The following is a 13744-nucleotide window of genomic DNA, read 5'->3' on the forward strand; positions in this document are numbered from 1 at the left end:
TTGCCTTCTGAAATGTTAATTGCTTTACATTCTTAGTCCTGATTGCGTTGTAAACATAATGTTAAATGACAATGACTGGTGAGACTCAAATGCTGACGATCCAGTGTTAAGGATAACTTGCTTAGTTAATGCTCCTGAGCTGATTAGACGAGAAAGACAAGTAAGAGGTAAAGATACTATGATGAATCTTGCTGCTGCGTTACAAAGAAATGCTGCGAGTAAACCAGATAAAACGGCGTTGATATGTGGCGCTGAAAAGATAAATTATGAGCAGTTTGATGCGGTCGCCGGCAAGATCGCAGCGTCTTTAATCAATAAAGGCGTAAAGCCAGGTGACCGCGTTGCGATTTCATGCCCAAACATTCCTTTTTTCGCGTTTGTTTATTATGCAATACAAAAAGCTGGCGCGGTTGCAGTCCCATTAAATGTGCTTTTGAAAGCGCGAGAAATTAAGTATCACTTAGAAGATTCAAAAGCGAAGTTTTATTTCTGCTTTGAAGGGACGAAAGAACTGCCAATGGCAAAAGAGGGCGTCAAAGCCTTTGAACAAGTCGATACATGCGAAGGCATAGTCGTACTGACTCAATCTCAAGATCAAAGCTATTGGAATGGTGTAATAACTCTCAATGCGTTTATAGCCGATGTCCAACCGTTGCCGGATTATATACCGCGTAATGCGGATGATACTTGTGTGATTTTGTATACATCAGGGACGACAGGCTTACCAAAAGGCGCTGAGCTGACTCAGCAGAACATCATAATGAACGCTCTGGTGGCACAAAACATTATGGGCAGCCAGGCCGATGATATTCACTTAGTAACTTTGCCTTTATTTCATACATTTGGTCAAACCGTCCACTTAAATGCTAGTGTTTTGGGCGGGGCAACATTGGTGTTAGTGCCTAGGTTTGAGCCTAAACATGTTCTTGAGCTGGTGGAAAAACATAGGGTGACGATATTTGCTGGTGTGCCAACGATGTACATCGGTCTGCTTCATGTGCAGCATCAATTTGATACCTCGTCATTGCGTGTTGCAGTAAGCGGTGGTGCGCCATTACCAACCGAAATCTTTCGAACCTTTGAAGAAACATTTAATGTGCCGATCTTAGAAGGATACGGGTTGTCGGAGACAAGTCCTATTGCATGTTTTAATCATTTGGATCAGGAGCGCATACCAGGCTCGGTAGGTCAACCGGTTCAAGGTGTCGAAGTAAAAGTTATCGATATTGAAGGTAATGCACTACCGATAGGCGAAGAAGGTGAGATTGTTGTGCGTGGTCATAATGTTATGAAGGGATATCTTGACCGCCCAGAAGTTACTGAATCTGCGCTACAAAATGGTTGGTTCCATACTGGTGATGTGGGCCGCTTTGACAGTTCAGGTAATTTATTTATTGTCGATAGAATGAAAGATCTGATCATTCGAGGTGGATTTAATGTTTATCCCAGAGAAATTGAAGAAGTTTTCATGGCTCATCCTGCAGTTTCAATGGTAGCGGTGATAGGGATTCCAAATGAAGAGTATGGCGAAGAGATAAAAGCTTACGTTGTACTTAAACCAAAAGAATATATTGACGCCGATTCATTACAAAAGTGGGGTAAAGAGCAATTAGCCTCGTTTAAATATCCTCGTTATGTCGAAATTCGTGAACACCTCCCGATGAGTGCGACAGGAAAGATTTTGAAACGTGAGTTGAAATCTGAATTGAATATAGCTTAGTCAATTCAATGGTTTTTGTGTCACAGCGCCACTTGCCTAAGCGCAAATGGTGTTGTGCTCTTGACCAATTAGATGCATAAGTTTTTTAGCTATCGTTAGACAATACTTAGCGTTTGTTGAATGCATCTATTGCTCGAGTTCTTTAAAGTATTCTTCTAAGCGTTTCGGATTGGTAATGGTTACTGAGCCATAGTTTAGCTCTAGCATCCCGATACTTTCTAGTCGTTTTAGTATCTTGTGTACGCTCTGACGAGTTAGCCCCATCATGTTAGCGATATGTTCTCTTGTTACCCTGACAACGCATGGTCGAGTATCGATCGCTTGATTAAGTTGGTATTCAGCAAGTAGCAGCAACCTTTTGGCGACTCGTTCTTCAATTCCTCTAATCGCGTCATCTTCGATAACAGAAATAGCAGACCACAAGCGGCGGCTAAGTAAGTCTAGTATAGTGGGGTAACTTTGAGGGTATTTGGCGAGTAATTGGCGAAATTTATCTCCAGGAAGCTCCATTACAGTCACGTCCGAATGCGCGGTCGCACCAAAAATACGAGGCATACCGGGAGAAAAAACATTGTCTCCAAACCAGCCACCAGCTTCGAAAATCATCAGTGTGACTTCTTTGCCTTTTGAACTAATTGAGTTCACTCTCACTGCACCTTGAGCTATGACCATAAGAGAAGATTGAAGCGCACCTTTATTGCAAATCAGTGCTTTTTCGTCGAAGCAGCGAACCTTAGTCATTTGCGCTGCTTCACTAAGCCCTTTATCTGGCAGCCCTGATAGTACAGGACATTTGGCTAGCAGTGTTTTGACTTCTTCCATGTAGCAACCTTACTGCACATTGCTTTATTGAGTTAGTTAAGTTACCCAAGCTTAACACTCTTGGAGTGCTCTGCTTGAGATAGATTTGGAAAGTGCGGGCGTTGAACAAAAAATGACGTGGTATAAACGCGATAGTAAGAAAACGCCCACTAAACATAATGTTAAGCGGGCGTTGTTGTGTCATATCAAACTGAAATTATTTTTGAGTGGCAGCTTTCATTGCAGAAACGAATTCACCTAGCTTGTCGAGCATAATTTGTGGCTGCTCAACGTTCGCTTCAATGATTTTGACCACGGCTGAACCAGAAATTGCACCAGCGGCGCCAGATTCTAGTGCTTGTTTCACCTGTGCTGGCTCAGAGATGCCAAAACCAAGTAGCGCTGGTGGTGCATCAAATTGGTTCAGTCTATCGAGCATATGACCTACAGGCATGTTTGCTTTGGTTTCTGCGCCAGTAACACCTGCACGAGAGAGTAGGTAAGTGTAGCCGCCACCTAACTCTGATACTTGCTTCAGTGTTTCATCACTTGCCGTTGGTGGTGCGATGAAGATTGGGTGAATACCAAACTTTTCTGCAGCAGCAACAAATTCGGCACTTTCATTAGTTGGTACGTCTGCAATCAAAACAGAATCGATACCTGCTTTTGCACAACGCTCATAGAAGTTCTCGATACCACGGGAGTAAACAAGGTTCGCGTACATCAGAAGACCAATAGGCAACTCTGGGTATTTAGCTCGGATCTTACCAATTTGCTCAAAGCAGACATCTGGTGTTGCGCCTGAGTCTAACGCGCGAATGTTAGCGCCTTGAATGGTTGGGCCATCGGCTAGCGGATCTGAGAATGGAATACCAAGTTCAAGGGCATCTGCGCCCGACTCAACCAATGTTTCCATGATCTTGTAAGACTGTTCTGCGTTTGGATCGCAAACCGTTACGAACGGTACAAACGCGCCTTGGTTTTTCTCGTTTAGGCGCTCAAACATCTTTGCATAACGGCTCATTAGATCGCTCCTTTTTCTTCTAGGATGGCATGTACAGTGAAGATATCTTTATCACCACGACCTGATAGGTTCACAACTAACAATTGTTCTTTTTCTGGATTCTCACGAGCCATACGCAGTGCATGAGCCAGTGCGTGAGAAGATTCTAGAGCAGGGATGATACCTTCGTTACGCGCAATTTCCTGGAATGCTTCTAGTGCTTCATCATCCGTCACGTTGTCATATTCAGCACGGCCAATTGCGTTTAGATGTGCGTGCTGTGGACCAACTGAAGGGAAATCAAGACCAGCAGAAACAGAGTATGACTCTTCTACTTGGCCGTTTGGATCTTGCATCAACGGTGCTTTCATGCCGAAGAAGATGCCCGTTTTACCGTGTTTAAGTGGTGCACCGTGCTGATCAGTATCGATACCTTTACCTGCTGGCTCAACACCAATTAGGCGAACGCTTTCTTCTTCGATGAAGTCAGCAAACATACCAATCGCGTTTGAACCACCGCCCACACATGCGATAACCGCATCAGGAAGACGGCCTTCACGTGCCAAAATCTGATTCTTCGTTTCTTCACCAATCATGCGTTGGAAGTCACGCACGATGGTTGGGAATGGGTGAGGACCCGCCGCAGTACCTAGTAGGTAATGCGCATCTTCATAAGTTGCAGACCAGTCGCGTAGCGCTTCGTTACATGCATCTTTAAGTGTCGCTGAACCCGAGTGGACAGGAATAACTTCTGCGCCCATAAGCTTCATACGGAATACGTTCGGGCTTTGACGTTCAACGTCTTTTGCACCCATGTAAACGCGACACTTAAGGCCAAGTAGTGCACACGCTAGTGCGGTTGCAACACCGTGTTGGCCTGCGCCTGTTTCTGCGATGATTTCGTTTTTACCCATGCGTTTCGCAAGCAGAGCTTGACCTAACACTTGGTTGGTCTTGTGCGCGCCACCGTGAAGTAGGTCTTCACGTTTTAGGTACAGTTTGGTTTTCGTACCTTTGGTTAGGTTACGAGTTAGAGTCAAAGCCGTTGGACGGCCCGCATACTCTTGAAGAAGCGTCATGAATTCACTGCGGAATTCTGGATCTTCTTGCGCGTCGATAAACGCTTGTTCTAGTTGCTCCAGTGCTGGAACTAGAATTTGCGGAACGTACTGACCGCCGTATTCGCCAAAGTAGGCATTCAGTTTTGCCATCGTTATATTCCTTCTCGTATTTTTCGCTACGAATAGCTTTAAATTTTTTAGCTGATATCCAGCTTTAGTAGTTGCGAATAGCGGTGAATGCCGCGAGCAACTTCTGTGAACCTTTTTTGCCTGGTGCACTTTCTACACCAGAGTTTAAATCTAATCCCAAGCAACCTAGTGTCGCTGCTTGTTGAGCATTTTCTGGCGACAGTCCGCCCGCTAGCATAATTTGACTTGGGTCGCCGATCAGTGACCAGTCGAATACTTGACCAGTTCCGCCAGTTTGAGTGCCAACTTGCGCATCTAATAAATGGCGATCAATGTTGTCTGCTAGCAGTTCTGGCTTGGCATTAGTCACGCCGTAAGCTTTCCAAATTTCTACTGTTGTTGGCAGTTCGGCTTTGAGTTGGTTTACGTAAGCTTGGTCTTCTTGACCGTGCAGTTGCACCGCTTTTAAACCCAAAGAGGTCACGACAGAAGCAACAAAATCGATATCGTGATTTTGGAAAACACCTACGTAGTTCAGTGGAGCACCGCTCATGGTTAAGCGAGCACCTTCAAGGTCAACCGCACGCTTCGACTTCTCGACAAAAATCAGGCCACCAAATACTGCGCCAGCTTGATATGCTTTTGCTGCGTCATCTGGGTGCGTTAAGCCACAGACTTTGTTTTCGCCTAATGTCACTTTACGTACAGCAAGTTCTAGGTTGTCTTCCGCCATTAGTGAACTACCAATCAAGAAGCCGTCTGCGTATTCCGCTAAATCACGAACTTGTTGATGTGTATAAATGCCAGATTCTGAGATTACTGTTGCGTTAGGAGCCAGTTCACGAATGGTCGGTGCCAGTTCTTTAGTACGATTCAAATCAGTACTTAGGTCGCGAAGGTTACGGTTATTGATGCCGATAACGCGTGCGCCTAGCTTAACGGCACGATGAAGCTCTTCTTCGTTGCTGACTTCGGTCAAGATACCCATGTTTAGGCTGTGTGCTGCTTCTTCTAGCGCTTTGTACTCTTCATCATTGAGGACAGACAACATTAGCAAGACAGCATCAGCACTATAATGACGTGCTAAGTAAACTTGGTAGGTATCTACCATGAAATCTTTGCACAGAACCGGTTGCTTGACTTGACCACGCACTTGAGGAAGAAAGTCAAAATTACCTTGGAAGTACTTCTCGTCTGTTAGGACTGAAATTGCATCTGCGTGGTTGTTGTAAACCGATGCAATGTAATCCAAGTCGAAGTGATCACGAATCAAACCTTTAGAAGGAGATGCCTTCTTACATTCGGTGATGAATGCCGTCTTTTCGCCACTCAAAGCATCATAGAAGCTGCGGTCCGATGGCAGCAAATCAGACTGAAATGTGCTTAGCGGTTGACTCACCTTACGGTCTGCTACCCACTGATATTTGTCGCGGACAATTTTCGCCAGTACTTCTGCCATTTCTGCTTCTTTCTTAGAAACGTGTTCAGACAGGTTGTCAGCTTGCTGAGTGTTGAAGTCAGTCATCTTCTTCAATTCCTTAAGCGTGTGCGGCAAGTTGTTGTACCAATTGGTACGCCTTGCCTGAATTCATTGCCTCAATCGCTTGTTGCGTGTTGGCTTTTAAATCTTCGTGGCCGAATAGACGCATTAGCAGAGCAACGTTTACTGCCACTGCGCCCAATTGTGCGTCTGTACCTTTACCCGTCAGAATATTGGTAATGATCGCTTTGTTTTCTTCAGGATCGCCACCTTTGATTGCTTCTAGTGTGTGTGCTTCTAGACCGAAGTCTGCAGGCGTTAGTTTGTATTCTGTGATCTTACCGTCTTTGATTTCGGCAACGGTTGTTTCACCGTGAATTGCTACTTCGTCCAAGCCACTGCCGTGTACTACTGCTGCGCGCTTCATACCCATTTGTAGCATGGTTTCTGCAATAGGACGAACCAGTTCTTCACTGTAAACACCCATCAATTCGATGTTAGGACGAGCAGGGTTAATCAGTGGACCAAGAATATTAAAGATGGTGCGTGTTTTCATGGTTTGACGCACTGGCATCGCATGGCGCACACCACCGTGGTATTGAGGTGCAAATAGGAAAGCAACACCGATATCGTCTACCGCTTTGCGCGTATCTTCTGCGCTCATGGCTAGGTTGATACCAAATGAATCAAGAAGGTCAGAAGAACCCGATTTGCTTGAAACGCTGCGGTTACCGTGTTTCGCCACTTTTAGACCACATGCTGCAGCAACAAACGCCGCAGTGGTTGAAATGTTGATGGTGTTGTGACCGTCACCGCCAGTACCTACGATATCTGCGAAATCGTAATCTGGACGAGGGAATGGGTTTGCGTTTGCCAGCAGTGCTTTCGCTGCGCCCGCAATTTCATCTGGTGTCTCGCCTTTGATTTTTAGTGCAGTCAGTGCTGATGCCATTAAAATTGGGTCTAGTTCACCACGGATAATGATGTCGAATAGCTGTTGGCTCTCTTCCTGAGTAAGCGATTCTTGCTCGTACAGTTTGGTAATAATAGGGTTGATGATTGCTTCCATATTTCCTCTCCTAAATTTCTTATGTGCCAAGTGCTTTTTAAGCAGTGAGTGGGTTCGCTGAAGTTTGTTCTTCAAGTGCCCATTCAATGGCATTGGCCAACAGTGTTGCTCCGTAGGTCGTCATAATAGATTCCGGGTGGAACTGGAACCCGCAAACTTTATCTTCTTCATGTACAACAGACATTACCAAGTCATCCACTTCTGCTGTGATGGTTAGGCTCTCAGGAACCTTGGTCGCAACCAGCGAGTGGTAACGTGCAATTGCAAGTGGTGATGGTAGGTTTTGGTAAATCGCATGGTTTTGGTGCTCCATCATAGAGACCTTACCGTGAATGATTTCGCCCGCGCCAGCAACGGTGCCGCCGTATGCTTCAACAATCGCTTGGTGACCAAGACAAATTCCGATCATCGGCACTTTGCCCTTCATGCGTTGGATAAGCTCCGGCATTGAGCCTGCCTCTGACGGTGCGCCAGGACCTGGCGATAGCAGAACCACCGGGTTTTCAAGCTCGTTTATCGCTTGTTCAATGGTTTCTGCTGGAATGTTGTTTCGGTAAATCTTGACTGAGTGACCTAGCGAGCGGAATTGATCCACAAGGTTGTAGGTGAACGAGTCAAAGTTGTCGATAAAAATGATATTAGCCATCTCTGAACCCTATTCCTTATTGTGACTTATGAGCTGCTTGGATAGCAGAGATTACCGCTTGTGCTTTGCCGCGCGTTTCGTCTGCTTCCGCTTGTGGATCAGAGTCGAACACCACGCCCGCACCAGCTTGAACTTGAGCAATGCCGTTCTCAACGTACGCTGAGCGGATCACGATACAAGTATCTAATGTACCTTCGCCAGTAAGGTAACCCACAGCACCGCCGTAGCTACCGCGTCGTGCGCCTTCTACATCGCGAATCAACTGCATTGCACGAATCTTTGGTGCGCCAGTGAGCGTACCCATGTTCATACAAGCTTGGTATGCGTGCAGTGCATCTAGGTCTTCACGCAGTTGGCCAACCACACGAGATACCAAGTGCATTACGTGGCTGTAACGGTCGACTTTTAGAAGGTCTGCTACGTGGCGAGTGCCAGCTTGAGCAATACGAGCGACGTCGTTACGTGCCAAGTCAACCAACATCATGTGTTCTGCGTTTTCTTTCATGTCGGTGCGCAGTTCAAGTTCGATGCGGCTGTCTAGGTCGAAATCAATCTCGCCGTTAGGGCGCTTACCGCGGCGACGAGTGCCTGCGATTGGGTAGATTTCAATTTGGTTGGTATCGGTTTCATACTTAAGCGCGCTTTCTGGTGATGCGCCAAACAGAGTGAACAGCTCATCTTGCATGTAGAACATGTAAGGGCTTGGGTTACTTTGTTTCAGTTCTTTATAAGCAGCCAGTGGAGAAGGACAAGGTAGAGTGAATCTACGAGACGGTACAACTTGGAATACATCGCCTTTCACTACGAACTCTTTTAAGTCGCGAACGGTTTGGCAGAAGTCTGCATCAGACACGCTAGGTTCTACCGTTACATCTGTTATTTGCTCTGCACTCGGCAACAGTTTTGGCGCTGCACACTGGGCGCTAATTTCTGCAATACGAGTCTCTAACGCTGTTTTCTCTGAACCATCAACAAACAACGTCGCTTGAAGCTGGCAAGATTCCGTTTGATGGTCGACAACAAGTAGTGTTTCCGCGACGTAGAAAACGTAATCTGGACACTGATTTGTTGCTTCGGCATTACCAAGCGGCTCGAAGTTTGCGACTAAGTCGTAGGCAAACAGACCACCAAGGAAAATCGCGTGTTTGTCTTGCTGTGAAATATCAAAACTATGCTGAACCAAACGCAGCGCATCGAAAGAAGAGGCTTCACGTAGGCGAGAGTCTTCATCTAACGTGTCGCATGGCTGGTTAAACTCCAAAGTTAGCGTTTCGCCATCGAACTTGCTCTCAACGTCACCACGGATGTTCTGGTTTAGGTGAGACAGTAGGTTTTTACCGTTATTAGTCAAGGCGTGCATGCTAACGGTATGGCCGAAGCAAACAATGCGAACCGCTGAATCTACGATCAGCAGGGATTTTAAATTTTGCTTTGAATCGATCTCAGCAGATTCCAGCAATAGGCTGTCAGTTTTGTTCTCACATAGTGTGTGGAACAAGCGAGTCGGGTCTTGAGTATAAGGGACGGAAGCCGTTAGCACTTCAAGCTGTCCAAGTTTCTTAATTTCAATGGCCTTGTTCACAAGACCTCCTTGTAGCTGTTTAAATCTTCCTGCCGTACATAGTCGCATAAAGCAAACGTTCTCCCAATCTAGACTTGGCTATATTCGATTAATGTTTAGGCAGTTGAATGTGAAATGAGCAACAAAACAAAAAAGCCCGCTTAAGTAGCGGGCTTTACAACGTTTGGTTCTATAAACTAGAAGTATACGTTTGCCCACCAAGAACTAGTCCAAGTGCGCCACCAAGCAAGATCTGATGAGTTTGCCTTATTAAGACAAACCGTAACTTTCGCTTTTTGGTTTTGGTTAAATTCTTGTAACATGGTGAACCTTAAATTACGTACTTTGTATTTGTGTACTAGTTAACTAGTGCGAGAGTAAAAAGTCAACCCCAAAACGGCATTAAAACGATAAAAATATGAGAATTGATTTACATAGTCACACCACTGCATCGGACGGTCGGTTAGAACCTAAAGATTTAGTGGAAAGGGCGCTGAGTTTTGATATTGAGGTTTTGGCGATCACTGATCACGATACGGTTGACGGTTTGGCGTTAGCTAAGCAATACGTTCAAGATAATAATTTGCCGATAAAAATCATCAATGGCATTGAGATATCGACCGTCTGGCAAAACAAAGACATTCATATTGTCGGCCTGAATATCGATCCGGAAAATGAACAATTATCTGCCCTCATAGAACAACAGAAGCAGCATCGCATAACACGATCTGAGTTAATTGCAGAGCGACTACAAAAAGCAACTCGAGTAGGTGTGCTTGAAGAGGTAAGACAAATCGCCGGTGATGCTCCAGTGACAAGAGCGCATTTCGCGAAATGGTTGGTAGATAATGGTTACGCAAAAACCATGCAAATGGTGTTTAAAAAATACCTAACGCGTAATAACCCAGGTTATGTACCACCGAATTGGTGTTCGATGAAGGATGCGGTTGATGCTATCCATGCGGCTGGTGGAATGGCGGTATTAGCGCATCCTGGTAGATATAAGTTGACAGCGAAGTGGATTAAGCGTCTTCTAGCAGCGTTTGTCGAAGCGGGTGGTGATGCGATGGAAGTTGCACAGCCACAGCAAGCGCAACAAGAAAGGCGCAACTTGGCTGATTATGCTATACAATACAAACTATTAGCCTCTCAAGGCAGTGATTTTCACTACCCATCACCGTGGATGGAGCTAGGAAGGAACCTATGGTTGCCTGCTGGCGTCGAACCAGTTTGGAAAGATTGGGGAATAGATCCTTCGTTGAATAATACTCAGTAATACGAAGTCGAGAACCCATAAAAATATAGAGCCGAGAGGCTCGATAATGAGGAATTACAATGAGCCAGTTTTTTTACGTTCACCCAGAAAACCCACAGGCTCGCTTGATTAATCAAGCAGTAGCAATCATTCGTAACGGCGGCGTTGTGGTTTACCCTACTGATTCAGGGTATGCACTTGGCTGTCAGTTGGAGAACAAACAGGCACTGGAACGAATCTGTCAGATTCGTCGTCTGGATGATAAGCATAACTTTACTTTACTGTGTCGTGATTTGTCGGAGCTCTCTCTCTATGCGCGAGTGGATAACTCTGCATTCCGACTGCTGAAAAATAACACACCAGGTCCTTACACCTTCATCTTCAAAGGCACAAAAGAGGTGCCGCGTCGTTTGATGAATGCAAAACGTAAGACCATCGGTATCCGTGTTCCAGACAATCAAATTGCCTTGGACTTGTTGGAAGCATTAGGTGAGCCGATGATGTCTACGTCGTTGATTCTACCTGGCAGTGACGTAACAGAATCTGATCCAGAGGATATTCGCGATAAACTAGAACATGCGGTTGATGTGATTCTTAATGGCGGTTACTTAGGTGAACAACCTACGACTGTAATTGACTTTAGCGAAGGTGAACCTGTTGTGGTTCGTTTGGGATCTGGTGACCCTGCACCATTCGAATAGTAGACGCACACCACCGTCAAACAAAATAGGAGGCATCGCGCCTCCTATTTTAGTTGTCATATCGAATATCTCATTGAACTTAACTGATTGAGGTTAAGCGAAATCGAAAATGTCGATACCATTTTGTTCTGCATAGTTGATGTATGCAGAGCTCACACCGTTTAGTGTCACTTCAACATTGTATTCATCACTTGAGAATACTGCCCAGCCACATTCATTGTAAGATAAAGTCAGATCATCCGCTGAATCCAAGAACGTATCTCGAATGCCATCGTTATCAGTGTCTCGGCCCATATCAAAGACAAGTTTGTCATGGAAAATATTAAAATCGACAATGTCGGCTTTGACATCAATATCGTTGGAAGATACTGGCTGATCAGGTACACCAATAGCCAGGCGGTTTGTAAGCACGAAGGTGTCGTCTCCACAGCCACCGCTCAGTACTGATTCACCATCACCAACAACGAGGGTGTCGTTACCCCAGCCACCACTCAAGTAGTTGTTGCCTGAATAATCAAAAATTGTGTCGTCGCCACAGCCACCAAAGAGTTTGTCGTTTCCTAATCCTCCGGATAGGAAATCGTTTCCAAAGCCGCCAGAAACAAAGTCGTTACCTCGGCCACCAAGCAAGGTATCATCTCCCCAGCCACCGAAGACAATATCATTACCTCCGTATCCTACAAACTTATCATCACCACAGAAGCCGAAGAAAATATCGGTTGTTTCAGAGCCTTTTGTGCCTGTCATATCGTCATCTTGAGATGTCCCAAAAATCCAATTTAGGTCGAGATTTAGCATAGACATTGTTCTATTCCTTTTTGTCTGATTTATGCCAATCGCCGAGAGTGCAGAGCGAACCTAGAGAGTCAGAGTACACGATAGCATTAGTGTTATTTTTGATGTGAACTAATGACTTAAAGACAATTTTTGTCTTGTTACCCACGACCTTGTTTTGCTATGAGCGCTCATTGTCTGCGGTGATTGGTATTACTTAGCAGCAAACCGGGACGGCTTATTCTTCGTTGCTTTCTAGCAATACGAACAGTAAACACACCCCAAGTGGTTATTGTTGTAACCCTGACAATTTTATCAGGTACAGCGTGGTTAAAGTGGTTCAGGAAGACCGATATTAGTGGGATTCTCGTTGATCAATGCCTGCATTAAGTAGTAAAAAAGTTGCAGAATAGGACAAATATTTCGGTCATTTTTGAAGTGAATTTTGGTGTGGAGAATGGCGCCGATTTAGCTTACATTAACTAAGAAAGTTACGTATAATGTCCGACCGAAAAATCCCACTGAAATGGGTAAATAGCAAAATGCAGACCAATCCTGGTCTAGACGTCTGTGAAGACGACACATAGGTAGATAAATGAGCGAAAAGTTACAAAAAGTATTAGCACGTGCTGGTCACGGTTCTCGTCGTGAGATTGAATCGTTAATTAAATCTGGTCGCGTTAGCGTGAACGGTGTAGTCGCTAAGCTTGGTGAAAGACTTGAAGACGAGAGCAGCGTAGTTCGTATCGATGGTCACATTGTCTCTGCAAAGATTCAAGAAGAAGTGATTTGTCGTGTACTTGCGTACTACAAACCTGAGGGTGAACTGTGTACTCGTCACGATCCAGAAGGTCGTCGTACTGTTTTTGATCGTCTGCCAAAAATTCGTGGCTCTCGTTGGATTTCAGTTGGTCGTCTGGATGCGAACACTTCTGGTCTTCTACTTTTCACAACGGATGGTGAACTGGCGAACCGCTTAATGCACCCAAGCCGCCAAGTTGAACGTGAATACCTAGTACGTGTGTTCGGTGAAGTAACTGAACAGAAAGTTCGTAATCTAGTAAAAGGTGTTGAACTGGAAGACGGTTTAGCTCGCTTTGAAGATGTTGTTTACGCGGGTGGTGAAGGCATGAACCACACGTTTTACGTTGTTATCAACGAAGGTCGTAACCGCGAAGTTCGTCGACTATGGGAATCGCAAGAGTGTACCGTTAGCCGTCTGAAACGTGTTCGTTACGGCGACATCTTCTTAGACAAGAAACTGCCTCGTGGCGGTTGGATGGAGCTTGACCTGAAAGAAGTAAACTACTTGCGTGAGCTTGTAGAGCTTCGTCCAGAGAAAGAAACCATGCTTGATCTGAACAAAGACAACACGTCACGCAAACGTGAGCGTGCACGCAGCCAAAAAATTCGTCGCGCAGTTAAGCGCCATGAAGAGCGTGTTAACACACCAAAAGGTCGCAGCAACAACCCTTCTCGTCGTAAGCCGAAGAAGACTGCTGGTGACCAAGGCGCACGCAACAAGCATCGTTAATCGATAGCAA

13 protein-coding genes and 1 other annotated feature are annotated in these 13744 nt (G+C 45.3%); of the genes, 4 read left to right on the top strand and 9 right to left on the bottom strand.

The window, feature by feature from the left end:
- Positions 1–178: 178 nt before the first annotated feature.
- Positions 179–1720: a long-chain fatty acid--CoA ligase gene (locus tag R7035_RS18065; protein ID WP_318146213.1), complete on the top strand. Its 1542-nt coding sequence runs from the start codon at positions 179–181 to the stop codon at positions 1718–1720.
- Positions 1721–1846: 126 nt separating this feature from the next.
- Here the strand turns inward: R7035_RS18065 and R7035_RS18070 are convergent, their stop codons facing one another.
- The 8 genes from R7035_RS18070 to R7035_RS18105 form a co-directional block, all read right to left on the bottom strand.
- Complete coding sequence (locus R7035_RS18070) at positions 1847–2542, bottom strand: Crp/Fnr family transcriptional regulator (protein ID WP_005376777.1); 696 nt, start codon at positions 2540–2542, stop codon at positions 1847–1849.
- A gap of 196 nt (positions 2543–2738) precedes the next feature.
- Complete coding sequence (gene trpA / locus R7035_RS18075; RefSeq protein ID WP_270054986.1) at positions 2739–3545, bottom strand: tryptophan synthase subunit alpha; 807 nt, start codon at positions 3543–3545, stop codon at positions 2739–2741.
- On the bottom strand, positions 3545–4735 hold the full coding sequence (trpB, locus tag R7035_RS18080) for a tryptophan synthase subunit beta (RefSeq protein WP_064368599.1): 1191 nt from the start codon (positions 4733–4735) through the stop codon (positions 3545–3547). The genes trpA and trpB overlap by 1 nt, the downstream gene beginning before the upstream one ends.
- Before the next feature lie 64 nt (positions 4736–4799).
- A complete protein-coding gene (trpCF, locus tag R7035_RS18085; RefSeq protein WP_270054985.1) occupies positions 4800–6239 on the bottom strand; it encodes a bifunctional indole-3-glycerol-phosphate synthase TrpC/phosphoribosylanthranilate isomerase TrpF in 1440 nt (479 codons plus the stop codon).
- A 13-nt stretch (positions 6240–6252) separates the two neighbouring features.
- Positions 6253–7263 (bottom strand): anthranilate phosphoribosyltransferase, encoded by a 1011-nt coding sequence (gene trpD / locus R7035_RS18090; protein ID WP_053349666.1) that lies wholly within the window; start codon positions 7261–7263, stop codon positions 6253–6255.
- Positions 7264–7300: 37 nt separating this feature from the next.
- The gene (locus tag R7035_RS18095; protein ID WP_054577683.1) at positions 7301–7909 is read right to left on the bottom strand and encodes an aminodeoxychorismate/anthranilate synthase component II; all 609 of its coding nucleotides are present in this window, start codon (positions 7907–7909) and stop codon (positions 7301–7303) included.
- A 16-nt stretch (positions 7910–7925) separates the two neighbouring features.
- On the bottom strand, positions 7926–9491 hold the full coding sequence (locus R7035_RS18100) for an anthranilate synthase component 1 (RefSeq protein ID WP_025767265.1): 1566 nt from the start codon (positions 9489–9491) through the stop codon (positions 7926–7928).
- Between the two features lie 126 nt (positions 9492–9617).
- Positions 9618–9721: a sequence feature (Trp leader region), on the bottom strand.
- Positions 9668–9793 (bottom strand): Trp operon leader peptide, encoded by a 126-nt coding sequence (locus R7035_RS18105; RefSeq protein WP_132936804.1) that lies wholly within the window; start codon positions 9791–9793, stop codon positions 9668–9670. Its footprint overlaps the feature before it by 54 nt.
- Before the next feature lie 95 nt (positions 9794–9888).
- On the opposite strand from R7035_RS18105, the gene rnm reads away from it, so the two are divergent.
- Positions 9889–10746 (top strand): RNase RNM, encoded by an 858-nt coding sequence (rnm, locus tag R7035_RS18110; protein ID WP_005386777.1) that lies wholly within the window; start codon positions 9889–9891, stop codon positions 10744–10746.
- A gap of 59 nt (positions 10747–10805) precedes the next feature.
- The gene (locus R7035_RS18115) at positions 10806–11426 is read left to right on the top strand and encodes an L-threonylcarbamoyladenylate synthase (protein WP_005376791.1); all 621 of its coding nucleotides are present in this window, start codon (positions 10806–10808) and stop codon (positions 11424–11426) included.
- Between the two features lie 93 nt (positions 11427–11519).
- On the opposite strand, the gene R7035_RS18120 is transcribed toward R7035_RS18115, so the two are convergent.
- Positions 11520–12230 carry a calcium-binding protein gene (locus R7035_RS18120; protein ID WP_005376796.1) on the bottom strand — a complete coding sequence of 237 codons (711 nt, stop codon included), beginning with the start codon at positions 12228–12230 and terminating at the stop codon, positions 11520–11522.
- Between the two features lie 565 nt (positions 12231–12795).
- Between R7035_RS18120 and rluB the strand changes: the two genes are divergently transcribed.
- Entirely contained in the window at positions 12796–13734 is a 939-nt protein-coding gene (gene rluB / locus R7035_RS18125) for a 23S rRNA pseudouridine(2605) synthase RluB (RefSeq protein ID WP_005376798.1), read from the top strand.
- The last annotated feature ends 10 nt before the right edge of the window (positions 13735–13744 follow it).

This window comes from Vibrio sp. 1731, assembly GCF_033339955.1.
Lineage (GTDB): Bacteria > Pseudomonadota > Gammaproteobacteria > Enterobacterales > Vibrionaceae > Vibrio > Vibrio alginolyticus.